At 36.7% G+C, this 26,135-nt stretch carries 19 protein-coding genes; 13 read left to right on the top strand and 6 right to left on the bottom strand.

Annotated elements, in window-relative coordinates:
• The first annotated feature begins 123 nt into the window (after positions 1 to 123).
• The 5 genes from alaS to C8C85_RS04335 all read left to right on the top strand — a co-directional run bounded on the left by alaS (position 124) and on the right by C8C85_RS04335 (position 11,996).
• Positions 124 to 2,754: an alanine--tRNA ligase gene (gene alaS, locus C8C85_RS04355; protein WP_116795988.1), complete on the top strand. Its 2,631-nt coding sequence runs from the start codon at positions 124 to 126 to the stop codon at positions 2,752 to 2,754.
• Between the two features lie 127 nt (positions 2,755 to 2,881).
• Entirely contained in the window at positions 2,882 to 3,814 is a 933-nt protein-coding gene (locus tag C8C85_RS04350) for a GSCFA domain-containing protein (RefSeq protein ID WP_116795987.1), read from the top strand.
• Between the two features lie 2 nt (positions 3,815 to 3,816).
• Positions 3,817 to 4,437 (top strand): DUF4230 domain-containing protein, encoded by a 621-nt coding sequence (locus C8C85_RS04345; RefSeq protein WP_116795986.1) that lies wholly within the window; start codon positions 3,817 to 3,819, stop codon positions 4,435 to 4,437.
• Between the two features lie 217 nt (positions 4,438 to 4,654).
• Positions 4,655 to 9,718 (top strand): translocation/assembly module TamB, encoded by a 5,064-nt coding sequence (locus tag C8C85_RS04340; RefSeq protein WP_116795985.1) that lies wholly within the window; start codon positions 4,655 to 4,657, stop codon positions 9,716 to 9,718.
• Positions 9,708 to 11,996: a BamA/TamA family outer membrane protein gene (locus C8C85_RS04335; RefSeq protein WP_116795984.1), complete on the top strand. Its 2,289-nt coding sequence runs from the start codon at positions 9,708 to 9,710 to the stop codon at positions 11,994 to 11,996. Before C8C85_RS04340 ends, C8C85_RS04335 begins: the two co-directional genes overlap by 11 nt.
• Positions 11,997 to 12,272: 276 nt before the next feature.
• Here the strand turns inward: C8C85_RS04335 and C8C85_RS04330 are convergent, their stop codons facing one another.
• From C8C85_RS04330 to C8C85_RS18415, 5 genes are all read right to left on the bottom strand, one after another.
• On the bottom strand, positions 12,273 to 14,036 hold the full coding sequence (locus tag C8C85_RS04330) for an aromatic amino acid hydroxylase (protein ID WP_116795983.1): 1,764 nt from the start codon (positions 14,034 to 14,036) through the stop codon (positions 12,273 to 12,275).
• A gap of 254 nt (positions 14,037 to 14,290) precedes the next feature.
• On the bottom strand, positions 14,291 to 14,683 hold the full coding sequence (locus tag C8C85_RS04325; protein WP_116795982.1) for a group III truncated hemoglobin: 393 nt from the start codon (positions 14,681 to 14,683) through the stop codon (positions 14,291 to 14,293).
• A gap of 52 nt (positions 14,684 to 14,735) precedes the next feature.
• A complete protein-coding gene (locus C8C85_RS04320; RefSeq protein ID WP_116795981.1) occupies positions 14,736 to 15,299 on the bottom strand; it encodes a DUF4136 domain-containing protein in 564 nt (187 codons plus the stop codon).
• Between the two features lie 391 nt (positions 15,300 to 15,690).
• The gene (locus C8C85_RS04315; RefSeq protein WP_116795980.1) at positions 15,691 to 17,670 is read right to left on the bottom strand and encodes a urocanate hydratase; all 1,980 of its coding nucleotides are present in this window, start codon (positions 17,668 to 17,670) and stop codon (positions 15,691 to 15,693) included.
• A 355-nt stretch (positions 17,671 to 18,025) separates the two neighbouring features.
• A complete protein-coding gene (locus C8C85_RS18415) occupies positions 18,026 to 18,202 on the bottom strand; it encodes a DUF5522 domain-containing protein (RefSeq protein ID WP_165688760.1) in 177 nt (58 codons plus the stop codon).
• 93 nt (positions 18,203 to 18,295) lie between these two features.
• Between C8C85_RS18415 and C8C85_RS04310 the strand changes: the two genes are divergently transcribed.
• From C8C85_RS04310 to hemL, 4 genes are all read left to right on the top strand, one after another.
• The gene (locus C8C85_RS04310) at positions 18,296 to 18,637 is read left to right on the top strand and encodes a hypothetical protein (protein ID WP_116795979.1); all 342 of its coding nucleotides are present in this window, start codon (positions 18,296 to 18,298) and stop codon (positions 18,635 to 18,637) included.
• Between the two features lie 129 nt (positions 18,638 to 18,766).
• Positions 18,767 to 19,660: a 1-aminocyclopropane-1-carboxylate deaminase/D-cysteine desulfhydrase gene (locus C8C85_RS04305; protein WP_116795978.1), complete on the top strand. Its 894-nt coding sequence runs from the start codon at positions 18,767 to 18,769 to the stop codon at positions 19,658 to 19,660.
• A 46-nt stretch (positions 19,661 to 19,706) separates the two neighbouring features.
• Positions 19,707 to 20,531 (top strand): glucosaminidase domain-containing protein, encoded by an 825-nt coding sequence (locus tag C8C85_RS04300; protein WP_116795977.1) that lies wholly within the window; start codon positions 19,707 to 19,709, stop codon positions 20,529 to 20,531.
• Between the two features lie 74 nt (positions 20,532 to 20,605).
• Positions 20,606 to 21,892: a glutamate-1-semialdehyde 2,1-aminomutase gene (gene hemL / locus C8C85_RS04295; RefSeq protein ID WP_116795976.1), complete on the top strand. Its 1,287-nt coding sequence runs from the start codon at positions 20,606 to 20,608 to the stop codon at positions 21,890 to 21,892.
• A 227-nt stretch (positions 21,893 to 22,119) separates the two neighbouring features.
• Here the strand turns inward: hemL and C8C85_RS04290 are convergent, their stop codons facing one another.
• Complete coding sequence (locus C8C85_RS04290) at positions 22,120 to 22,548, bottom strand: hypothetical protein (RefSeq protein WP_116795975.1); 429 nt, start codon at positions 22,546 to 22,548, stop codon at positions 22,120 to 22,122.
• A gap of 127 nt (positions 22,549 to 22,675) precedes the next feature.
• Between C8C85_RS04290 and C8C85_RS04285 the strand changes: the two genes are divergently transcribed.
• The 4 genes from C8C85_RS04285 to C8C85_RS04270 all read left to right on the top strand — a co-directional run bounded on the left by C8C85_RS04285 (position 22,676) and on the right by C8C85_RS04270 (position 26,135).
• On the top strand, positions 22,676 to 23,050 hold the full coding sequence (locus C8C85_RS04285) for a hypothetical protein (protein ID WP_243412044.1): 375 nt from the start codon (positions 22,676 to 22,678) through the stop codon (positions 23,048 to 23,050).
• A gap of 104 nt (positions 23,051 to 23,154) precedes the next feature.
• On the top strand, positions 23,155 to 23,955 hold the full coding sequence (locus C8C85_RS04280) for an MbnP family protein (protein ID WP_116795974.1): 801 nt from the start codon (positions 23,155 to 23,157) through the stop codon (positions 23,953 to 23,955).
• Positions 23,956 to 24,120: 165 nt separating this feature from the next.
• A complete protein-coding gene (locus C8C85_RS04275) occupies positions 24,121 to 25,161 on the top strand; it encodes a cytochrome-c peroxidase (protein ID WP_116795973.1) in 1,041 nt (346 codons plus the stop codon).
• A 5-nt stretch (positions 25,162 to 25,166) separates the two neighbouring features.
• The gene (locus tag C8C85_RS04270) at positions 25,167 to 26,135 is read left to right on the top strand and encodes a transporter (RefSeq protein WP_116795972.1); all 969 of its coding nucleotides are present in this window, start codon (positions 25,167 to 25,169) and stop codon (positions 26,133 to 26,135) included.

Below are 26,135 nucleotides of genomic sequence, written 5' to 3'. Positions count from 1 at the left end.
ATACCCGGTTGCAATATTTGGCTCCTTTTTCTGATGGGGTCACGCCCAAAGGATGATAAAAAATAGGTTTTAGATAAAATAATAAATAATAATTCAACGAATTACTGAATATATACAGCAAAAATGAAATCACAAGACGTACGTAAACAATTTTTAGATTTTTTTGAAAGTAAAGGGCATTTAATTGTTCCATCTGCACCGATTGTTCTTAAAGATGATCCAACCTTGATGTTTAACAACTCGGGAATGGCGCAGTTTAAAGAGTATTTTTTAGGCCTTGGAACACCAAAAAGCAACAGAATTGCCGATACTCAAAAATGTCTTCGTGTTTCCGGAAAGCATAATGACTTGGAGGAAGTCGGGATTGATACGTATCACCACACGATGTTTGAAATGTTGGGGAACTGGTCTTTTGGCGATTATTTTAAGAAAGAGGCGATTCACTGGGCTTGGGAATTGTTGACTGAGGTGTATAAAATTCCGAAAGACATTCTTTATGTTTCTGTTTTTGAAGGAAACCCGGATGAGAATGTACCTTTTGACCAGGAAGCTTGGGATATTTGGAAAACGTTGATTGACGAAGACCGAATTATTCTGGGTAACAAAAAAGATAATTTCTGGGAAATGGGGGATCAAGGACCTTGTGGACCTTGCTCTGAAATCCACGTTGATATTCGTTCTGCTGAAGAAAAAGCTTTGGTTTCAGGAAAATCGTTGGTGAATAACGATCACCCACATGTGGTTGAGATTTGGAACAACGTATTTATGGAATTCAATCGTAAAGCCGATGGTTCTCTAGAAAAATTGCCTGCTCAGCACGTGGATACCGGAATGGGATTTGAGCGTCTTTGTATGGTTTTACAAGGAGTTCAATCAAACTATGATACAGATGTTTTTACACCACTGATCAGAGAAATCGAAACGATTACGGGAGCTAAATATACAATTAAGGCAAAAGACGAAGCCGAAGAAAAAATAAATATCGCGATTCGTGTAATAGCGGATCACGTGCGCGCGGTAGCTTTTGCTATTGCCGACGGTCAGTTGCCATCAAACACGGGAGCTGGTTATGTAATCCGTAGAATTTTGCGTCGTGCAATTCGTTACGGTTTTACTTTCCTAGATACAAAAGAGCCTTTTATTTATAAATTGGTAGAAGTCTTGAGTACGCAAATGAGTGGGTCTTTCCCCGAAATTCGTTCACAAAAAGCCTTGTGCTCGAATGTGATTCGTGAGGAAGAAAGTTCTTTCTTGAGAACTTTGGATCAAGGATTGGTGTTGTTGGATGCTGTGATTAACACTAATTCCGGAACTGTAATCGATGGTAAAAAAGCATTTGAATTGTATGATACTTATGGTTTTCCAATCGATTTAACGGCTTTGATATTGTCTGAAAAAGGTTTGGAATTGGACGAAAAAGGTTTTCAAGAGCAATTGCAATTGCAAAAGGAACGTTCCCGTGCCGCTTCTAAAGTTACTGCAGGAGACTGGAATGTTTTGGTGGAAGATGATGTTCAGGAATTTGTGGGTTACGACCGATTGAAACACAACGTTAGAATCACTAAATACCGCAGAGTCGATAGTGTAAAAGATGGTGAAATTTATCAGTTGGTTTTCAATGCTACGCCTTTTTACGGTGAAAGTGGAGGACAAACCGGAGATAAAGGATATCTAGAAGCTCAAAACGGTGATATTATCTATATTATTGATACTAAAAAAGAAAACAACCAAACGGTACACCTTACTAAATCATTGCCAGATAATTTAACGGATAGTTTTACCGCTGTGGTGGATGCAAATCAAAGAGCAAAAACATCTTCGAATCACACGGCAACTCACTTGTTACACCAAGGATTGCGAAAAATATTGGGAACTCATATCGAACAAAAAGGTTCGATGGTGCGTTCAGCTTCTTTGCGTTTTGACTTTTCTCATTTTGCTAAAGTAACGGATGATGAGATTAAAGAAGTAGAGGATTTTGTGAATGCCAGAATTCGTGAAAGCTTGCCATTGATTGAAAAAAGAGCCATTCCAAAAGATCAAGCAATTGAAGAAGGTGCTATTGCGTTGTTTGGAGAGAAATATGGTGATTTGGTTCGAATGATCAAATATGGTGATTCGGTAGAGTTATGTGGAGGAACCCACGTTCCTAATACGAGTGATATTTGGCATTTCAAAATTGTATCGGAAGGGGCAGTTGCAGCCGGAATAAGACGTATAGAAGCAATTACCAGTGATGCAGCTAAAGATTTCTTTGAATCGCAATTACTTTCTTTTTATGACATAAAAGAAGTATTGAAAAATGCAGTTGATCCTGTAAAAGCAATTCAAACATTGCAAGATGAAAATACTTCTTTGAAAAAACAATTGGAGGTTTTATTGAAAGATAAAGCCAAAAATATGAAAGGCGAATTGGCTCAGGAATTACAAGAAATCAATGGTATTCAGTTTCTTGCCAAACAAGTTGATTTGAGTCCGGAAGGAGTTAAAGACTTGGCTTATGAATTAGGAACTTTAGGAACAAATATATTCTTGGTATTGGCTACTGCTGAAGCCGGAAAACCAATGTTGTCTTGTTATATTTCCAAAGAATTGGTTGCCGATAAAAAACTTAATGCGGGTCAGGTGGTTCGTGAATTAGGGAAATACATCCAAGGTGGAGGAGGAGGACAGCCTTTCTTCGCTACTGCAGGAGGAAAAAATGCAGATGGAATTGCTGAGGCTTTGGCTAAGGCGGTTGAGTTTGTGAAGTAACAAACTTTTAATGATACTTAACCCTTTCAGAGTTCAAAACTCTGAAAGGTTTTTTTTGGTTTAAAACAGAATGTTATTTTTTGAAAGTATTCAAATTATAAACTAAATTCGTTGTAAATAAAAAGTAATGAATTTCACAACCAAAATTAATATTCCTAATCATTCCAATCCTATAGACTACAAGTCCAGAATTGTCTCTTTGGGTTCTTGCTTTGCTGAAAATATGGGAGATAAATTCCAATATTTCAAATTTCAAAGCACGATCAATCCATTTGGAATTATTTTTAATCCAGTTTCGATTGAGAGAATTATTGACAGGGTTGTTAACGATATTTTATTTACTGAAGAAGATATTTTTTTTTATAATGAGCGTTGGCATTCTTTTGAAGTACACTCGGATTTAAATCATTCGGATGCAACAGAATTATTGGAGAATCTGAATCAAATTCTTCGAGAAACCAAAAAGCAATTAGAGGAAGCAACACATATAATTATTACCTACGGAACTTCTTGGGTGTATCGAAGCATTGAAAAAGATACTATAGTGGCCAATTGCCATAAAGTGCCCCAAAAACAGTTTGCCAAAGAATTGCTTTCTGTTGAAATTAGTTCAGGGAGTATAAAGAACACGATTATCTTAATTCAATCATTAAATCCCAATTGTAATTTCATTTTTACTGTTTCGCCGGTACGACACCTCAAAGATGGTTTTGTGGAGAATCAAAGAAGTAAATCTCATTTGATTACTACAATCCACAATCTGCAATCTGAATACTTTCCGAGCTACGAAATCATGATGGATGAACTCCGGGATTATCGTTTCTATGCCGATGACATGGTGCATCCTAGTCAGGTGGCTATTGATTATATCTGGGAACAATTCAAAGAATCCACCATTTCTGAAACGGCTTATCCAACGATGGATGCTGTCGAAAGTATTCAAAAGGGTTTGCAACACCGTCCATTTAATCCCCAATCGGAGAACCATAAAAAATTTGAAGCCAATCTTCAGTCGAAAATCGCTACATTAGTGGCTCAATATTCATTTATGAAATTTTAATTATGCTAAAAAGAATTTTAGTTGGAGCAGTAGTAGTAGTGGCAATAATTTTGGCATTCAAATTCTGCGAATTCAAAAAAGGAGACGAATTTTCTTTAGACTACAATACCAATTTGATTCAACAACAAATCGTGAACGTGGGTAAATTGGTGGTTACCGAAGGACATTTTTCGGAAGTAGTAACTTATAAAAATCAACAAAAGTACATGATGGATATGCTTTCGTTTGAGAAAAAAGCATTGATAATTGTTAATGCCGATGTTACCGTATCCTATGATTTACATCAGATGAAATACGATATTGACGAAGCCAATAAAACCATCACAATTCTAAGCATTCCGAAAGAAGAAATAAAAATAAGTCCAGACATCAAATTTTATGATGTAGAACAAAGCCAGATGAATCCGTTTACTGGAGACGATTACAACAAAATCAACAAATCGGTAAAAGCTAATTTAGCTAAGAAAATAGAAAAATCATCCTTGAAATCCAATGCCCAAAACCGTTTGATAAGTGAGTTATCGAAGATTTTGATTCTTACAAATACGATGGGATGGAAACTGCAATACGACGGAAAAGTGATTGAAAATGAAAAAGATTTTGCTACAAAAGTAAAACTTTAGATGACAGTTTTTCAAGAATGAGAAGAGATCTAAATCTCATCAAACATTTGAACTTATTGACAAGTATTAGAACAATCTCACAATAATTTTAAAACATATTAGGGGAATTGTATAACTTATAAAATTATAGTTATTGCATATTTGTAGATTCAAAAATTTCTAATAAAGGGCAGGAATAGTGGAAACGCCATCGCATTCAATTACAAAGATTTTCTATATGGGCAAAAAACTAAATCCTTTTATAAAAAAAGCACTACGTATTATGCTTTGGAGCGCTCTTACAATTGTGTTTTTTTTGGTACTAATTATTGTATTGATCCAAGTTCCCGCTATTCAGAATTTCACTAAGGATAAGGTACTCACTTATCTGAATGATAAACTTAAAACTAAAAGTTCCTTAGATCATATTGCCATTAGTTTTCCAAAAACAATAATACTTGAAGGTTTTTATTTTGAAGACCAACACAAGGACACTTTATTGAGTGGGAAAAGGCTGGCCATTGATATCGATTTGTTCAAAATCATCAATCACGAAGTAGAAATAAACTCGATTGAACTAGAAAACACAACCGCCAATATATCAAGAAACAAGGACGGGGTGTTTAATTTTGATTATATCATCAAAGCATTTACTTCCAAAGCTCCTACAGATCCTAAGAGTAAACCATATGTTTTGTCGGTTGTTGATGTCAATTTAAAAAACATCAAATTCAGTTTTGAAGACGATTTATCCAAAAATGACGTTCGCCTGAAGCTGGGAAATTTCAGCACAAAATTTAAGAAATTTGATTTGGATAAAATGGATTTCAATATTCCTTATGTTGATTTGAGAGGATTGAATGTAGTTTTAAATCAGGATTTAGTCGAAAAAATAGCCGAAGTATCTGCCAAAACGGTTGACACTATTGCCAAAAGAAGTGATTTTAATTTGGAACTAAAAAAAATCACCTTGTCGAAAATTACTGTTTTATACGACAACAAAGATTCCAAAATGAATTCAGGGCTTACTTTAGGCAAGTTAAATCTTTTGGTAAACGATATTGATGCAAAAAATCAAATGCTCGATTTTGAAAAATTTGAAGTCAAAAATCTAAAAGGAAATCTACTGCTTGGGAAAAAGGAAAAACAATCCAAACCATCCAAAGTAAATACCACTATTTCACCAACAAAAGGTTGGAAAATAAAATTGGAATCAATCGATTTGCAAAATATTGCTTTTAAGTTTGATGATATGCAATCTCCTGCGATTGCTAATGGGATGGATTACAGTCATCTTGATTTGGATGGCTTGAATGCCAAAGCGGAGCATATTTATTTTGCAAATGATACTATTTCGGGACGAGTGAAATCTTTATTAGTGAATGAAAAAAGCGGACTAGAAATTCAGCAACTGAAAACACAATTTTTCTATGGGCCAAAGCAAGCCTATCTGAATAATTTGTATGTAAGAACACCTCAAACAGAGTTGAAAGACAAATTAAAAGTGAACTATCAATCGATTGGCGGTATTTCAAAAAACATAGGAGATTTGTTGGTTGATGCTAATTTAAGTCAGTCGAGAATTGGGTTTAAGGATATTTTACTTTTTGCTCCACAATTGCGTAAAATGAATCCTTTTCAATCGAATCCCAATGCTATTTTGTACATCAATTCCCGAGTAAACGGAAAAGTAAAGGATTTGAATATTCCCTATTTTCAAATGCAGGGAATTGGAAATACAAAAGTTTCTGTCTCTGGAAAAATCAAAGGACTTCCCAATTACGAAAAAGCTTTTTTTGATTTGGATATAAAAAACATAACTTCTTCTTCCCGTGATGTAATTTCTTTTGTTCCTGAGGGCTCGCTTCCCAAAACGATTCGGCTTCCGGAACAATTTAATGGTAGCGGAAAGTTCAAAGGTTCGATAGATAATTTCAAAACTAAATTAGCATTAAACAGCAGTTATGGCAAAGCCAATGTGGATGCATTGTTTGATAACAGAATTAAGAACAGTGAAAAGTATGATGCCACGATTGCTTTTATGGATTTCAATCTTGGACGATTGATTAAGAATGATTCCTTAGGGAAAATCACGGGAAATGCCAAAGTTAAAGGGCAAGGACTGAATCCAAAAACTGCAAATGCTCAGCTGTCGGCCATTGTAAAAAAAGCAAATTTCAATAAATATACGTACTCTAACATGGCTTTGAAAGGGTCGATTGTAAAAGGGAATTTTGATATAAAAGCTAGCAGCAAAGATCCAAATCTAAAATTCAAGTTGGATGCAAATGGTGGTTTCAAAGATAAATATCCGGCTGTAAAATTAAATCTGAATCTTGATATAGCCGATTTGGAAAAATTAAATTTGCATGCTGGCCCGTTGAAACTTAGAGGAAACGTTGTCGCTGATATTGCCAATAGTAATCCCGATTATTTGAACGGGGAGATAGTGGCGTCCAACATTCAGGTTTTGCAGGATAAAGAGCCAATTGTTTTGGATAATGTCAAAATCATAGCTTTTGCAGACGACCAAAAAAACAATATAAAAATCAGTTCCCAATTCATTAAAGCCGAAATTGACGGTAAATATAAACTAACCACACTTTCGGATGCGATAAGAAATTCGTTGTCAAAATACATTAATGTTCAGTCTGCGAAATATAAAACTAGTTTTGATAAACAACAATTTACCTTTAGTGTTGCTGTTCAAAATGACCCTATTTTATATAAATTGATTCCAAAGTTGACCGGATTGGAACCTTTAAACATTTCCGGAAAATACAATAGTGTAGGAGATACTATCCAGATTAAAGGAGCGATTCCGAAAATTATTTATGCCAATACTACAATATCCGATGGTAAAATAAATGTCGTAACAAAGAGTAATGCTTTAGAATATCAGGCTTCTGTAGCGACGATTGAAGGAGGGCAATTTAAAATTCCGTTTACAAGTTTAACGGGAAAAGCCGAAAACAATATTCTTTCGTATGCTTTGCAGGTAAAAGACAAAGAAAAAAAAGATCTGTATTTTATTGCGGGTGAATTGCGACATGAAGATTCAAAAAACGTCATTAAACTGAATGCCGAAAACTTAGTTTTAAACTATGACAAATGGAATATAAATCCCGAAAATTCAATTGAATTTGGGGGCCAAAGACTTTATGTAAATAAATTTTATTTGGATCATTCCGGAAATGAACTGAAAATTCAATCGCAAGGCAATCAAAACAATGCTCCGCTACACGTTGATTTTGTAAATTTCAAAATAGAGACAATTTTGAATGTGATAAAGAAAGATGAATTGGAAATGCAAGGTTTGATAAATGGATCAGCTGTAGTCGAAAACGTCATGACGAATCCTATTTTTACTTCAGATTTGACCATTGATAAGTTTGTCTTTGGAGGAGAAGCTATTGGTGATATTAGCTTAAAAGTAGATAATAAAACTGCCAATATTCTTTCTGCAAATATGACGCTATCTGGCGAAGGAAATGATCTGGCTCTTTTGGGGACATATAGAATTGACAATGATAATTTTGATTTGAATTTAGATGTAAATCAATTAAACATCAAAAGCATTCAAGGGTTTTCGTTTGGAAATATAACCGATGGTAAAGGTTCTTTGTCTGGACAATTTGAAATTAGCGGAAGTGCTTTGGAACCAAAAGTAAATGGAGATTTGTTATTTAAAGATGCAGGTTTCCGAATCACAAAACTGAATTCTTATTTTACTGTAAATAACGAAAAAATCGCTTTGCGAAATGAGGAAATTGCATTCGACAACTTCTCTATTTTTGATGAAAATGGAAATGAACTCGGTGTAAACGGTAAAATGACTACCAAAAATTTCAGGGATTTTAATTTTGACTTGGCGGTAAAAGCGGATGATTTCAGGGCAATACATTCTAAAGTTACCGATAATGATCTGTTTTATGGCGATCTGTTTTTGGACACCAAATTAAAAATAGGGGGAACGCTTGAGAATCCTGTCGTTAACGGTGATATTAAAATAAATGAAGAAACAAAATTTACAGTTGTACTTCCTCAGTCTGATCCTTCTATTGTTGACAGGGAAGGAATCGTTGAGTTTGTGGATGAAGATAATCTGTATTTAAAACAAACTGCTGAATTGCAGAAAGAACTGAATCAATCGAAATTTATAGGAATGGATGTGTCGGTTGCGATTACTATTGATAAGGAAGCCGAATTTACGTTGGTGATTGACAAGGGAAATGGTGATTATCTGAATTTAAAAGGTGAAGCGGAACTTACCGCAGGAATTGACCCTTCCGGGAAAACTACGCTGACGGGTAAATACGAGTTTGATAGTGGTTCTTACGAAATGAATTTTAATATGATCCGACGAAAATTTGATATTCAAAAAGGCAGTTATATTATTTGGAACGGCGAACCAACAATGGCAACTGTGAATATCACTGCAGTTTATAAAGTCAATACTGCACCATTGGATTTGTTGAGCGATCAACTTGGAACACTTACTCCAGAGGTTAAAAACACCTACAAACAAAAAATACCATTTCAGACTTTATTGAAAATGAATGGTGAATTGCTAAAACCAGAAATTACATTTGATATTGTTTTGCCAGACGGGAATTATGATGTTTCGTCGGATATTGTGACTGCATCGCAGACCAAATTAGAACAGTTAAGACAAGATCCTTCGGAATTAAACAAGCAGGTATTTGCCTTGTTATTGTTAAATCGATTCGTAGGTGAGAATCCTTTTTCCAGTGAAAGCGGAAGCACAAGTGCCGAATACCTGGCCCGACAAAGTGCGAGTAAAATACTTTCGCAACAATTAAATGATCTCGCCGGAGATTTAATTGCAGGGGTTCAATTAGAATTTGATGTGGAATCGACCGAAGATTACACTTCGGGAGCCAAAGAAACCCGAACCGATTTGAATGTGGGGATTTCAAAAAAACTTTTGAACGACCGATTGAAAGTTACCGTAGGAAGCAGTTTTGGGGTAGAAGGAGATGAACGCGCAAATGAAGATACCTCGAATATTGCAGGAGATGCTTCTTTAGAATACCAATTGAGTAAAGACGGAAGATATATGATTCGGGCCTATAGAAAAAACGAATATCAAGTAGCTATTCAAGGCGAAATTGTGGAAACAGGCGTTGTCTTTGTCATCACGATGGAATACAACAAATTCAAAGAGCTTTTTAAACGAAGCGCCAAAGAAATTGAGATAACGAAAAAGGAACAACTTCGTAAAGAAAAAAAGAAATTAGAGAAAGAGAAGCAAAAAGCGAAAGTATCTTATGCAAAGTAAACATTCAAAATATCTTTTAATCCTGTGCTCATTCTTCATTTTAGGATGCGGTAACACCAAGTATTTGCCTGAAGGTGATTTGCTCTACACAGGTGGTTCTGTAAAAGTTGAGGATTCAATTATAAAAAGAAAAGACAGGAAAGCATTAGAAACTGAATTGGAAAATCTTTTACGCCCCAATCCTAATAAACAAATATTGGGGCTAAGACCAAAATTGTTAATTTATAATTTGGCAGGAAAACCCAAAAAAGACAAAGGTTTCCAGTATTGGTTAAGGACTAAAGTTGGTGAACCACCCGTTTTATTCAGCAAAGTGGATTTAGAGTATAATGCGTCTGTCTTAAGAAATTATACCGAAAACAGAGGCTATTTTAAAACCAAAGTGCAGTCAGATTCGACAAGACATGGAAAAAAAGCCACGGCAGAATATACCGTGTGGCCTTCAAAACAATACAAAATAAAAAATGTTTCCTTTCCTGATGATTCCACTGCTTTGGGCAAATCGATTGCCAGAACCCAAAGAAGAACCCTTTTGATTCCCGGCAATGCTTATGATTTGGAAGTTATAAAACTGGAACGCGAACGCATTGATGCCAGATTAAAAGAAAAAGGATATTACTTCTTTAATCCTGATTATATTTTGGCTCAAGTAGATAGTTCCAAAGGTGATCACGAAGTAAGCATTAGGCTAAAAATAAAAGAAGAAACACCCTCAAAAGCGAGAAAACCTTATACCATAAATGACATCATTGTGTATCCTAATTATTCTATTCTAACGGATAGTATTGCTTATAAAAAGGAAGATATTGTACAGTACAAGGATTTTACGATTATTGATTCGGCCAAGACTTTTAATCCAAGAGTATTTGACCGCACTTTGTATTTTAAAAAAGGCGATTTGTACAATAGAAAAAATCATAATCTTTCCTTGAACAGGTTTATAAATTTAGGCACTTTTAAGTTTGTGAAAAATGAATTTAAAGTGGATGATTCAATTCCAGATGCCTTAAATGCCTATTATTATCTGACGTTGTTGCCCAAAAAATTTCTTCGATTTGAAGTGGGTGCAAGTACTAATTCGGCGGGATATACAGGAACCGAGGCGAAGATTAATTGGAACAACAGAAACTTTTTTGGCGGTGCCGAATTGTTTACGCTTTCCTTATTTGGAGGGATTGATTTTCAGGTTTCAGGTAAAAATGGAGGACACGATATTTATACTTTTGGAGGAGAAGCGAGTTTGGTATGGCCTCGATTAGTCGCTCCTTTTAAATGGCAAAATTCGAGTGAATTTGTTCCAAGAACCAAAGTGCTTCTCCGTTATGAACGTCAAAGCAAAGCCGATCAGTATACTTTGAATTCTTTCAAAACTTCTTTCGGCTATTTATGGAAAGAGAGCGTCAGAGCAGAACACGAATTGAAAGTATTGGAAATTAATTATGTAAGTCCAAAAGACGTAACGGATTCATATCTAGAAGAAATTAAGACAAATCCATCATTGGGAAAAGTAATCGAAAAGCAATTAATTTTTGGCCCTACCTATTCTTATACTTTTACCAATACGATGCAAAAAAGAAAGAAACATACCGTTTATTTCAATGGTGAATTGGATTTAGCGGGGAATGTTACAGGATTGCTTATGGGAGCAAATGCCAAAAAAGGCGATACCATCAAGTTCTTTGACGTGCCTTTCAGTCAATTTGTAAAAGTCAAAGGAGATTTCAGGCATTACCTAAAACTCGGTGAAAACAGCAAATTAGCCACTAGATTAATTGCCGGTGCAGGATATGCCTATGGAAACAATACCGTGATGCCGTCATCCAGACAGTTTGTCGCCGGTGGACCCAATAGTATCCGAGCCTTTAGATCACAATCATTAGGGCCGGGAAGTTATAAAAATCCAAATCCTGATTTTTTGCCAGATGAGACAGGAGATATAAAATTAGAATTCAACACCGAATATAGAACCAAATTATTCAGTATCGTAAACGGAGCACTGTTTTTGGATGCAGGAAATATTTGGCTTCTGAATGAAGATAAAGATAAACCCGGTGGTCAGATTTCAAAAGATTTTATGAAACAGATTGCGGTCGGAGTAGGAGCGGGATTGCGTTTTGATTTTTCTTTTTTAATCCTCCGAACCGATCTTGCTTTCCCCATCAGACAGCCTTATTTGGTTAACGGAAGCAATTGGGTGATTGACAATATCGATTTTGGAAGCGGAGCTTGGCGCAAAGATAATCTGATGCTTAATATTGCGATAGGTTATCCTTTTTAAAACTGGGTCATTGCGAGGGGCGAAGCAACCTCACTCGTTATTCCGCATAGTAAATACAACACTTTTGTCATTAATTTGGAGCAGAAAGATTAGGCTTTTAGGGAAACATCGTCCCGCTTTCCGTTTCAATCTTATAAGCCGAACCCCGGCTTATAAGGATTTTCACTTCAATCGGGGCTAAGGGGAGATATTTTGCTTTTTTGTTTTCATCTAAAAAAAAAACACGAACTACAGTTTCTGTAATTCGTGTCTTTAGTGAATTTGCGTTTTATAATTCTAATGTGTCGTTTCTTCATTCTCAAAAATCAACTCCAAGCCATTCGAAATTAATTTTTCAATTTCGGGACGTTGTTTTTTAAGATTCTCCAAATGCAAAAGAATCTGTTGCATTAAATTCGTTTCATTTCGAGTGTTTAATAATTCAATTAATTCTACAGAAAGTAACCAATCGTTTGGATGATTATTTTGAAGTTTTTCAAAAATTGGTTCTAATGAAGTCGTTGTGTCATTCGATTCGCGAATGCTTCTTACGGTTTGGTACAATACTTCGAGATCGTCTCTTTCAGCAGTTTGCTTGGCTTTAATGGTTTTGCTCGAAGGTACGTGCGAAATCAGATCAAAACTGTTCACATCGGCAGGGCCAGAGAAAGCTGAAACCAGTTTTTTACCTACGGCCATATCATAATTTCCCCATTCTGGTTGGAATAAAACAGTATCTCCGTGTGTAACCGTACAGTTTTTGAAACAAATTAATATAATCTCTCCGTGCAGATTTCTCTTTCCGGTAATGATTTCTCCAACCACTTTTATATCGCCTTCAAATTCCAAAGTGGCAGTTTGTCCTTCATAAACGCCGTATGCTTTTAGGTCACGCGGACTCATATCTTCAATCGCCAGATTAATGCCTTTTAGTTTCCCTATTGGGCTACCAAAACCTTCCGGATGCGTGCTGGTTCCATGACCAACCAATTCTTTTTCGCGATACGATAAAGCAGTTTCGCCTGTGGTTTGAAAGTAAATTGGTTTTCCTTCCTGTTCGATAACATTCGTGAAAACTCCCGAAATCTGTAAGCCAGTACTCATTTCAATAGTTCCCAATGCTTTCGAATGAATTAGTTTTTTTATGCCCGACAGTCCTCCTGTACGCAAAGCCATAGTATTGGCAAACTCTTCCAAAATCAAACTCAAATAAGCAAAATCTGGAGTTACATACAGTTGGGGTTGTAATTTGGTAATATCAAAACTTTGGTGAACTGCCGAGAAATCATAAGGAATTTTCTTTACGTTATCTGTCATACACCAAGCGCTTTCGCCAATGGATGACAATAAACCAGCTCCGTAAATTTTTGGGTTTTCCAACGTGCCTATTAAACCATATTCCACTGTCCACCAATGTAGGTTTCTGATTTGCGCCATCTCTGATAATTCACCCATATTGTTTTGTAAATCTTCCACTGCTTTTTCGGCAGCTTCAATTTCGACTTTTGGTGTGCCTTCGGCTTCTTTCAAAATAGAAAGCAACCGAATGGCTTCATACATTTCGTAATCTTTATGCGAAGAAATTGCTTTACAGCCTATTTCGCCAAAACGGCGCAGGTATTCAGCATATTCTGGATTCGCAATGATAGGGGCGTGGCCGGCACCTTCGTGAATAATATCTGGTGCGGGAGTGTATTCAATATGTTCGAGCTGGCGAATGTCTGATGCAATTACCAAAACATTATAAGCCTGGAATTCCATAAATGCATTTGGTGGGATAAAGCCATCAACTGCCACAGCAGCCCAGCCAATTTCGCTAAGTATACGGTTCATACCATACATGCTCGGAATGTTGTCTACTTCAATACCCGTTTTTTTCAATCCTTCAAGATAGGAACTGTGAGCTACCTTAGAGAGATAATTCACGTTTTTACGCATTACATAACGCCAAACTGCTTGATTAATTGGAGTGTAATCGCTGTAATCCTGAGGTTTGATAAACTGTTTTAAATGTTTAGGCAATCGTTCTAATAGTGGATTGCTTTCTATTTTTTTGTTCATAACGAAATCGATGTAGTTTATATGCAAAAGTACAATTTTAAGAAGCTAAAAGGAAGCTTTACAGTAGAAATTATTTCTCCAATTTCTCTCGATCTTCTTCTTTGGTTTTGTTAGTATAGCAAAAGTAATACAATGGTTTTAAAAAATAAATTACCGCAGATTGCTTCGCCTATTCGCTACCGCTCGGGTCACGGATTGTATTGTTTTATAATCAGCGAATCTGCGGTAATTTTATAATCATTTTTTTCTTGTTTTTACAAAAGCGGATGCTTCGCTTCATGTCTGAAATACTCAATTTTGTGATGGAACATTTCGGCCATCATTTTGCCTCTGAGTTTGGCTTCATCAGCATTTTTACCTGTAAATAAACTATCCACGGTTTTGGTGAAAATTTCCATCCAGCGGTTAAAATGTTCTTTCTCAACTGGTAGTTGTTTGTGAGGTGGAAAAGGGCTTCCGGAATAGGTGTGTTCTTCCAGTAGAATAGTTTGCCAAAAGCGGTACATTTTCTCTAAATGTTCTGGCCAGCGGTCACCTATTTTTTCTTCGAAAATAGAACCAATCAGTTCGTCTTTTCGCACATTAGAGTAGAATGTATCTACCATTAATTGGATGTCTTCTATGTTTGTTATGTCTTTGTTTGTCATGATTTCTGGATATAAAAAAACCTACACAAAGGTAGGTTTTTTAAAAACTAAATTATTTTTTCTTTTCTTTATTTTCCTTTGTTTCAGGTTTTGCAGGAGGATATTGTGCTAAAATTTGGGTGACAATATCATTGACAATCGCGTCTTTTTCTGCCATGTCTTTAGAAAGGGTTCCGGTTCCTTCACCTTGCCAGATTAGTTCTTTCTTTTTGGCGTCGATAAGGTCGATATATAATGTTCCTTCAGTAGAAGAGGTCACATAAGTTTGTCCTCCATACATATAAGGATTCCATCCCCATCCCCAACCGTAGCCATAACCTGCATTGAATTGGTTTACGCTTATTTCTTCTCGAGATTTAGTGAAAATATTAACCAATAAATCGGGAGTTTCACTTTTGGTAAATCCTTTGGCCTGTAATTGTTGGTCGATGGCATTAAGGATTCTTTTTTTATCCAAATCAGAAATTTCGACTTTGTCAATTCCAGATTTCATAAAGGCAAAAGTTTTGTACTGCGTAAAATCAACCGATTTGTCATAATCAGAATATACTTTTACAGTGTCACATGAGGCAACAATGAAAAGTAATAATAGGGGCAGGAGCTTAAATGTTTTCATTTTTTATTTGATTTATGGTGGTGTAAACAAACTGCAAAAATCGTACCAATTTGGTTACTCTAAGGTAGTTAAAAAAAATGATTTTTCAAAGATCTCTACTAAATACATTTGTCTGCAGTCAGCTGTGTTAGCCCTGATAATAGTGAAAAGCATTTTTTGTTAAACGAGTATTTTTTTCTTGAACAAAAAAAGCGACCAAAGGAAGCTCTTTTTGTTCTTAGAAAAAAACGAGTTTATGAAAAATCTTGAAGCGAATAGCAGGATTAGCTCCCGAAAATTTCTTTAGATTTTATTTTTATCTACTGAATCTGCAAAAATCTGCGTGCCAATTTTTTTATGTCACGCAGATTCAGCAGATTTAAAATGATTTTATGTGTATTTTTTATGTGCTTTATTCTAATAATTTATCATCCACCAAATTGGGTAGCGTCACTTTCAACAACGGTTCGACGTCCATAGCACGTTTTATGGCAAAAACAGCTCCTTCGTTACGAGCCCAGCTGCGTCTTGAGATTCCGTTATTGACATCCCAAAAAAGCATCGAAGCCAAGCGTCTAGAAGCTTCTTTGGAACCATCCAGCACCATTCCGAAACCACCGTTGATCACTTCACCCCAGCCTACGCCACCACCATTGTGTATGGAAACCCAGGTTGCACCACGGAAACTGTCCCCAATCACGTTTTGAATAGCCATATCGGCCGTGAAACGAGATCCATCATAAATATTGGAGGTTTCTCGGTAAGGCGAATCGGTTCCAGAAACATCGTGATGGTCACGACCTAAAACTACCAATCCTATTTCACCATTGGCAATAGCCTGATTGAACGCTTCGGCAATTTTTACACGGCCTTCGGCATCGGCATATAAGATTCTGGCTTGGGAACCCACAACCAATTTATTTTCTTGTGCACCTTTTATCCACTGAATATTATCTTGCATTTGTTGCTGAATTTCTATTGGAGCAGTTTTGGCCATTTCTTCCAGAACTTGACAGGCAATAGCATCTGTTTTGGCTAAATCTTCAGGCTTTCCAGAAGTACAAACCCAACGGAAAGGCCCAAAACCATAATCAAAACACATAGGTCCCATAATGTCCTGCACGTAACTTGGGTATCTAAAATCAATACTATTTTCAGCCATAATAGCAGCGCCAGCACGTGAGGCTTCCAGTAAAAATGCATTTCCGTAATCAAAGAAATAAGTTCCTTTGGCCGTATGTTTATTAATAGCGGCTGTGTGACGGCGCAATGTTTCCTGTACTTTTTCCTTGAATAAATCAGGATTATTTGCCATCATATCATTAGCTTCTTCAAATGAAATTCCAACCGGATAATACCCGCCAGCCCACGGATTGTGAAGCGAAGTTTGGTCGGAACCCAAATCAATATAAAGGTTTTCTTCGTCAAATCGTTCCCAAACATCTACAATGTTCCCAAGGTAAGCGATAGAAACGGTTTCGTTATTGGCTTTCGCCAAAGCAACTCTTTTGACCAATTCGTCAATATTCTCAACCACTTCATTTATCCAGCCTTGACTGTGACGAATATGGGTGATTTTTGCATTTACCTCGGCACAAACCGTGATACAGCCCGCAATATTTCCCGCTTTTGGCTGTGCACCACTCATTCCTCCCAATCCGGAAGTTACGAATAAGCCTCCTTTTGGGGAGCGTTTTATTTTTCTGAAACCATTCAAAACAGTGATTGTCGTTCCGTGCACAATTCCCTGTGGGCCTATGTACATATAACTACCTGCGGTCATTTGTCCGTATTGGGAAACGCCCAAAGCATTCATTTTTTCCCAGTCATCAGGTTGAGAATAATTTGGGATCACCATTCCGTTGGTAACCACAACTCTTGGTGCTTCTTTGTGAGAAGGAAATAATCCCATCGGATGCCCAGAATACATCGTCAACGTTTGCTCATTGGTCATTTCCGATAAGTATTTCATCGTCAATAAATATTGAGCCCAGTTCGAGAAAACCGCACCGTTTCCTCCATAAGTAATCAATTCGTGTGGATGTTGCGCCACCGCATAATCCAGATTGTTCTGAATCATAAGCATAATGGCTTTGGCTTGCTCGCTTTTTCCAGGATATTCCGAGATTGGTCGGGCATACATTCTATAATCGGGACGCAAACGGTACATATAAATACGCCCGTAAGTTTCTAGTTCGTTGCGAAATTCAGATATTAATTCAGCGTGATGTTTTGGCTCAAAATAGCGCAAAGCATTGCGAAGCGCCAGTTTTTTCTCGTCGGCAGACAAGATTTCTTTCCGTTTAGGCGCGTGGTTAATGTTGGCTTCATACGGTTTTGGCTGTGGTAATATAGAAGGGATTCCTTGTTGTATTTGTTCTTGAAAAGTCATGTTTTTTGTTTTTAAAATCTAAAATTAATCGTTCTAATGAGTAACTTTTGGGCGAGACCACATTAAGAAAAGTGGCCTACTCCTTGTGGCGGTTAGTCGGCCACTTCCCTTAATGCGGTCGGGCTATCTGCGCTACTTCGGTAGCCAGCGTCTATCCCTCTCGCATCCCGTAAATCTAGATATTTTTCTTAATTTAAAGAAATTGCCCACTAGGGATAACGTATATCCGACCTGTGATAGGACTTGTGGATTTTAATTTTATATTTTAAAGAAAGGATGTCCATTTCTGTGTATTTAATTTTAAAAAGAATTCTGTAACCTGAAATCTAAATTCTGCGTTCTGTTATCTGAAAATCTACTTCTTAATTTGCCCCGTTTTTTTGTCAAATCCGTAGGGACAATGACGACAGCCACTTTTGCAACAATACCCTCTTTTCAAATGGTATTTTTCGGTAAAGCATTTGTATCCTTCGGGAGTGTAATAAAAATCTTCTCCCTCAGTTAATTTATTTTCATTACTTTGTTCTGCCATTCTTTATTTATGCTTGAAATTCGCAATTAGGCGATTGTGTTTTTCTTTAATTTGGACTAAATTGCCTGTACAAATCTATAAATTTTATAACCAATGTTTGTTATTGTTGCCAAATATTTAATTCCTAAAGGATATCGCGGGCTAACAGTCTTTCCTTTTGTGTTTATAAAATACGCATTTGATTCTGAAAATAAAGTACTTGTCAATCACGAAAAAATTCACCTCCGTCAGCAATTGGAGCTACTAATCTTGCCTTTTTTTGTTTGGTATTTTGTGGAATATGCGGTACGTTTGTTGCAGTATAAAAACGCTAATTTGGCCTATAGAAATATCAGTTTTGAAAGGGAGGCTTATGCCAATGAACAGCATTTGAATTACCTTGAAACGAGAACAAATTTTAGTTTTTTAAAGTATTTGCAAGTGAAAAATATTTAACCGCAAAGTACACAAAGAGTTCCGCAAAGTTCGCAAAGCTTTGCGTACATAGCGCTTCCTTTGCGTCCCGATAATTATCGGGATTGAGGTTAAGTTTTGAAGTAACCCATTATAAATGCCACATAGACTTTGAACCAAAAAATAACATACGACCTGCCTAATGGAATTACCCTTGAAATAAAGCGGGAAGATTTACTTCATCCTTTTATATCGGGGAACAAATTCAGGAAGTTAAAATATAATTTGCTTCAGGCAAAAGCCGAAAAACAAGAAAGCGTATTGACTTTTGGTGGCGCTTATTCCAATCATATTGCGGCGGTAGCGTATGCGGGGAAAGAACAAGGTTTTAAGACCATTGGCGTTATTCGTGGGGATGAGTTGGGAGATAAAATTGTCGAAAATCCAACTTTGCATTTTGCCCAAGAATGTGGAATGCAATTTAAGTTTATAACCAGAGAAGCCTATCGATTGAAAACGGAACCTGATTTTATAACCAATTTAAAAGATAAATTCGGATCGTTTTACCTTGTGCCAGAAGGTGGTACTAATGAATATGCCGTAAAAGGTTGTGAAGAAATACTAACTGAGGAAGACGCTTCGTGTGATTATGTATGTTGTGCAGTAGGAACGGGATGTACCATTTCGGGGATAATTAATAGTGCATTTCCACACCAAAAAGTTTTGGGATTTCCAGCATTAAAAGGAGACTTTTTAAAAGATGAAATTCGTAAATTTGCCGCCAACGAAAATTGGGAATTAATAACCGATTATCATTTTGGGGGCTACGGAAAGGTAAATGAAGAACTGATTCAGTTTATAAATCAGTTTTACAAACAAACACAAGTTCCATTAGACCCTATTTATACTGGAAAGATGGTTTTTGGCGTTATAGATTTAATTCAGAAAGACTATTTTCCCCATAATTCCAAAATTCTATTGATCCATACAGGAGGATTGCAGGGAATCCAGGGAATGAATACGCTTTTGAAAAAGAAGAATAAAACAGTGATTCAATTTCAATAGCAATGGCAAAAATCAATGCCAAATAATAATATTGTAAATCAAAAACATGGTCAAGAAAATATTTTTATTTCTCTTAATTGCAACCCTTATAAGTTGTGGTTCATCGAAACCAACAATCGTTACTACAAAAAAACCAGTGGGATGGAAATATTCCAAACCAATCCAAAACGGAAACAGTAGTAACGCGGCAACTCAGTCCAGTTCAAAACCAATAAGTACAAATGAAATAACCAGAGCCTATATCGCACAATACAGTGGTGTTGCGATGAGTAATATGAAAACCTACGGAATTCCTGCCAGTATTATTTTGGCGCAGGGAATTTTGGAATCGGGAGCTGGAAAAGGGGATTTGGCTATGACAGCCAATAATCATTTCGGAATCAAGTGCCATAATGATTGGAGAGGTGATAAAGTCTATAAAGATGATGATTCTGCAAATGAATGTTTTAGGAAATACAATCAAGCCTCCGAGTCCTATCAAGATCATGCGATGGTATTGACGAGTAAAAAAAGATATGCCAATTTGTTTACATTGCCAAAAGGAGATTACAAAGCATGGGCAAAAGGCTTGAGAGAAGCTGGTTACGCCACTGATCCAAGATATCCGGAAAAATTAATAAGCTATATTGAAACCTATAATTTGAGTCAGTACGACACCAAAGTTTTAGGAAAAGAGATAGCAAAAGAAGAAGCCAAAGTATTGCTTCAGGACAATTTTGGCGCTGATGAAGCCAGTTTGTATGAAATCCAAAAAGGAGATACTTTTTATTCGGTTTCCAAAAAATTCAATTTGACCGTGGAAGAATTAAAACAGAAAAATAATCTAACAGAAAATACACTTTCGATAGGGCAGAAGTTGATAGTAAAATAAGTTGACAGTATTCAGTTTTTAGTATTCAGTCAAATCTAAAATCTGAAGTCAAAAATCTAAAATTTAAAATCGTAATGATATACCAAAGAAGTAGTCAGCTTTTTGCTGAAGCAGAAAAAGTAATCCCAGGGGGAGTAAATTCACCAGTAAGAGCTTTCAAAGCCGTCGGGGGAACACCAATATTCGTAAAAAGTGCCAAAGGAGCTTATTTGTATGATGAAGACGGAAACCGATTGATCGATTATATCAATTCATGGGGGCCAATGATTTTGGGTCATGCCTACGAACCAGTGGTGGAAGCCGTAATCGAAAAAGCCAAACTAGGAACATCTTTCGGTATGCCAACCGAATTGGAAACACAAATAGCAGCTCTTGCAGTTTCTATGGTTCCGAATATTGACAAAATCCGTTTTGTGAATTCTGGAACAGAAGCTTGTATGAGCGCGGTGCGTTTGGCTCGTGGATTTACCAAAAGAGACAAAATCATCAAGTTTGCTGGTTGCTATCACGGTCATTCTGATTCGTTTTTGATTCAGGCGGGGAGTGGGGCAGTTACTTTTGGAACACCAAACAGCCCAGGAGTAACAGCAGGTACGGCCAAGGATACTTTGCTTGCCAAATACAATGATTTGGAGAATGTGAAGACTTTAATAGAAGCTAATAAAAATGAAATTGCTGCCATAATTGTCGAGCCTGTTGCAGGAAATATGGGATGTATTCCACCTGTTAAAGGATTTTTGGAAGGACTACGTGAGTTATGTACGGCTAATGGAATTTTACTAATTTTTGATGAGGTAATGACAGGCTTTAGATTGGCCAGAGGTGGTGTTCAGGAATTGTTCAACATCAATGCAGATATTGTTTGTTTCGGAAAAGTAATTGGTGGAGGTTTGCCTGTTGGAGCTTTTGCAGCACGTGCCGAAATTATGAATTTCTTAGCGCCATTAGGACCTGTTTATCAAGCAGGAACTTTGTCTGGAAATCCATTGGCTATGGCAGCTGGATTGGCGATGTTGCAGGCATTGGACAATGATCGTGAAATTTTCAAAAGATTGGAAGCGAAAACCGCTTATTTAGGAGCAGGAATCGAAAGAGTTTTGAAAGCCAATAATGTCGTTTTTACGATCAACCAGATAGGTTCTATGATTTCTGTTCATTTTGATGCCAATCCAGTGACTGATTTTCAATCTGCTGCTGCAGGAGATAATGAAACTTTCAAGAAATTCTTCCATGGTTTAGTAGCCGAAGGAGTGTATATAGCGCCATCAGCATATGAAACTTGGTTCATCACCGATGCACTGACTTATGAAGATTTGGATTTTACCATTAATGCAATTGATAAAGTTTCTAAAACATTTTAATTCGATATTGAATATTCCTGCAAGGTTTTTTCAAACCTTGTAGGTATGTTTGAAAACGACTTCATAACAATTTACACCTACAAGGTTAGAAAAAAACAAGGTTAGAAAAAAACCTTGCAGGAGTAAAAAACGAATTCCACACCCGAGCGATAGCGAACGGACGAAGTAAATCAGCGCATTTCAATTTGTGCTAATTATTGGAATTCGTGTTTAATTTTTATTGCTTTCTACATTCCTCCACTTCTTCTTTCTTTCATTTTTGCTTTATTCTCTTCTCTCAAGTCAAGCCATTTTTGATATTGATCGGCAGATAAAACGGCTTTCATTTTAGCTTCGGTATCTGTTTTTTCGGCTTGCATGGTGTTTTTGAATGCAGTTCTTTCTTCGGTAGTCATTTTGTCTCCACTGGCTTTACGGGTATCTTTTTGAATTTTCAGATCTTGTGCTTTGGCACTTTTCTCTGCTAAAATTTTACCAACTGCTTCTTGCTGTTTGGCATCCAAAGCCAATTCTTTGGTTAAGTAAGCCAAATGTTTTTGCTGGCGTTGCTCTGGAGTCATTTTTTCCATATCGGCTCTGTTGGGTTTTGGAGTAGCTTCTTGTGCAAATCCAGTCAGTCCGATTCCAAATGCTAAGGCAATAATCAAATTTTTCATGTTTATTATTCTTTAAGTTATAGGTGTAAGATGATTGTAATGGTCAAAGGTTTAATGTTTTAACTATAATTTGTGAAAAACTGACATTAGTCATTAGAATTTAAAAAGGGTGTACTATCTTTGCGCCGTGAAAAACCTTGTATTCATACTCATCATCGCTATTTTTCTAAAACCGATTTTTCCGGTTATAGAATACGTGGTTAATTATGAATACATCTCAAAAGTACTTTGCGAAAACAAGGCAAAGCCAATGATGCATTGTAACGGTAAATGTCATTTGATGAAGGAATTGGCAAAGGCTGCCGAAAATGAAAAGCCTGCTTCTTCCGATAAAAAAGGATATACTCCTGTTGCTGAACTATTGTTTTTTCAGGAAATAAAAACTTTTTCTATTGCTTCTGCATCATTTTTAGATAAAGAAAAAAACAGCAATAGCTATTCCAATTTATATTCCAAATCCCATTTGGATTCCCTTTTTCGACCACCCATTTTTATTTCTTAGATTTTATTAAAACACTTTTGTGTCAATTGTTGCAAATGGTATCCATCATTTGTGCACGCTTTTGCGCACGAATCAATCCTAAATAAATTAAGAAATAAAATATAATGAAAAATACAATAAACAAAGCAATTGCTGCAATAGCAATGGTCGCTGTATTGTCAGCATGTTCAAACAATAATGACGAAGTTATCACCGGAACCGGTAAATTGGGCGTAGAATTCGACAATGCCTTCGGATCAAATGACTTGATTTTAAATACTCAGGCTAATACTACTTTACAAGGAGAAGTATTAAAAATCAGTAATGTAAAATACATCATTAGCAATATTGTTTTGACCAAAGATGATGGAACGACACTTACTTATCCAAAAAGTTCCAGCTATTTCATTGTCGATGAAGCTACAGTTGCAAGTCACGAGATTGAATTAGAAAACATCCCTGCAGGGAACTACACCAAAATAAAATTCGGAATCGGAGTAGACAAAGCACAATGGGAATTGGGCGCTACAGGTCAGGGCGATTTCTTAGCAAAAGCGCAGGATGCCGGAATGATGTGGAGTTGGTCTGCAGGCTATAAATTTGTGGCTTTCGAGGGAACTTTTACGTCTTCAACAGTGACTACCGACACTTCATTTATGGTTCATACAGGCCAAACCGGAACCGATTATAACTACACCGAAGTTACCCTGACATTGCCTACAAATGCGATGGTGAGAACCACGATTACTCCGGAAATTCACATCATTGCCGATGTGGCCAAAATCATTGACGGCACCAACAAAATCAAGCTTTCAGACAACAATATGGGAGGTATGGGCGCAATGATTATGGGCGGTTCTCAATTGCCGTTGATTACTGCCAATTTAAACGGAATGTTTTCTGTAGCTCACGTACACAACGACTAACAGGTTGCTGAAGTTTTAGGAGCAAACGATTTGTTTTCATAACAATTGTCCTCCCGCTATCCGCTATATCTTTTTTACTAACCCTGAATAGGTTAGTAAAAAAGGATATACGCTGCTATCGGGGCTAATCCACAACTTTAGTAATTCTTTCAACAGTATAAAAACATGAAGAAAAGACATTTCCTGTGGTTCATTATTCCGTTATTTTTAAGTTGTTCCAATGATAACGAAAGCAATTATGTCGATGTGCCATTAGCATTTACCATTCCATCCAATTTTCCTCCTTTGGCTTACAATATTGCATTGAATCCGCCAACAGAAAAAGGGTTTGAACTCGGTAAAAAATTGTTCTACGAAGGAAGATTGTCTTCGGATGGAGTCGTTTCCTGTGGCTTTTGTCACATTCAGGAAAATGCATTCACCCATCATGGTCATGTCTTTAGTCACGGAGTCGGAGATAATATTGGAACCAGAAACACACCTTCGATTCAAAATTTAGGCTATCAAACAGCCTTTATGTATGATGGTGCCGCTTCGCATCTCGATTTGCAACCGATTATTCCGTTTACGAGTCCAATCGAAATGAACGGTAATTTCGCCGCTGCAATTGCCATGATGAAGGCTGACGCAACGTATCAAAAACTGTTTGCTGTTGCATTCAAAGATGGAAAAATCAATTCCGAAAACATGCTCAAAGCACTTTCGCAATTCATGCTGATGGTGACCTCCAGCAATTCTAGATTTGACAAATACCGTCGTAACGAAGTTGGTGGAACTCTAACAACAGACGAATTAGCCGGTTATGAAATTTTCAAAGCCAAATGCAGTTCGTGCCACGCCACCGATTTGATGACCGACGATTCATTCAGAAATAACGGATTGGCAGTCAATCCACAAATTAAAGATGTAGGTCGTTATCGAGTGACCCAATTAGCAGTGGATTATTATAAATTCAAAGTGCCGAGTTTAAGAAATGTCGAAAAGACAGCGCCTTATATGCACGACGGACGATTCGGAACATTAGAAGCGGTTTTGGATCATTATGCCTCGGGTGTCGTAAACTCGGAGACATTAGACCCAATTTTAAATCAAAACGGCAAACTCGGAATTGCTTTGACAAGTCAGGAGAAAACGCAAGTAATTGCTTTTCTAAAAACATTAACAGATAATCAATATCTAACCGATAAGCGATTTTCAGAATTTTAATTTAAATGAAAAAATATTTTTTTATAATCCTAGCTTGCAGCTTTCAATTGGCTTTTTCGAATCCAATAAAGGACAGTATTTATGCCGAAAAATTTCATAATCTGCTATTGCTTAGCGAATATGAATACGAAGATTGTGATGCCTGCGGATGTTCAGCAAGCAGCGGTGGTTTGGGTTTTGGCTCCATGCTCAATTCCAATTTTGTGGGAGTTCGTTATTTGAATCAAAGTTACACCAGCAAAGATGGAATTTTTGACAATTCGCCTTGGGTGGACGAAAATTTCAATACAATCCAAATTTGGTCAAAAATTCCCATTACCGAAAGGATTCAGATTTTTACTTTGATTCCGTTTCAGCATCACAGCCGAGAACTGTCAACAGGAAAAGAAGAGATTCAAGGGTTGGGTGATATCACGGTGATGGGAATGTATACTTTGTATCAAACGCATAAAGACAGTATTACCTTGACCCATAAACTCCAAATGGGAGGTGGTGTGAAAATGCCTACCGGAAAGTTCAACGAAGCCAACAATCTGGGGACAGTTAATCAAAGTTTTCAGGTAGGAACAGGCAGTTGGGATTATCTTTTGGTAGCTGATTATGTGATTCAAAAAAATAATCTAGGTCTGAATTTACTTTTAGATTATACAATTAAAACGGAAAACAGTAAAAACTATCAATACGGTAACCAACTCAATTATGGAGGATTGCTTTTTTATTTATTGGAAGCCAATACCGTAAAAATAATGCCACATCTGGGTTTGGTTGGCGAAGTGTATGATGCCAATAAGCAACATGGACAGGAATTACCCAATACTGCTGGTGATATTTTGTTCAGTAAATTTGGTTTGGAAATCGGGAAGGACAAATTCTCTCTTGGTATGAGCGCGATGCTTCCTGTTACACAACATTTAGCGGGTTCTAATATTGAAGCCAATTATCGTTTAATGTTCAATTTGAATTATAGTTTGTAA

This window comes from Flavobacterium sp. 103 (genome assembly GCF_003096795.1).
Classification (GTDB): Bacteria; Bacteroidota; Bacteroidia; order Flavobacteriales; family Flavobacteriaceae; genus Flavobacterium.
The sequence above is the reverse complement of the archived record's forward strand: the minus strand, read 5'-3'. Positions and strand labels throughout refer to the sequence as shown.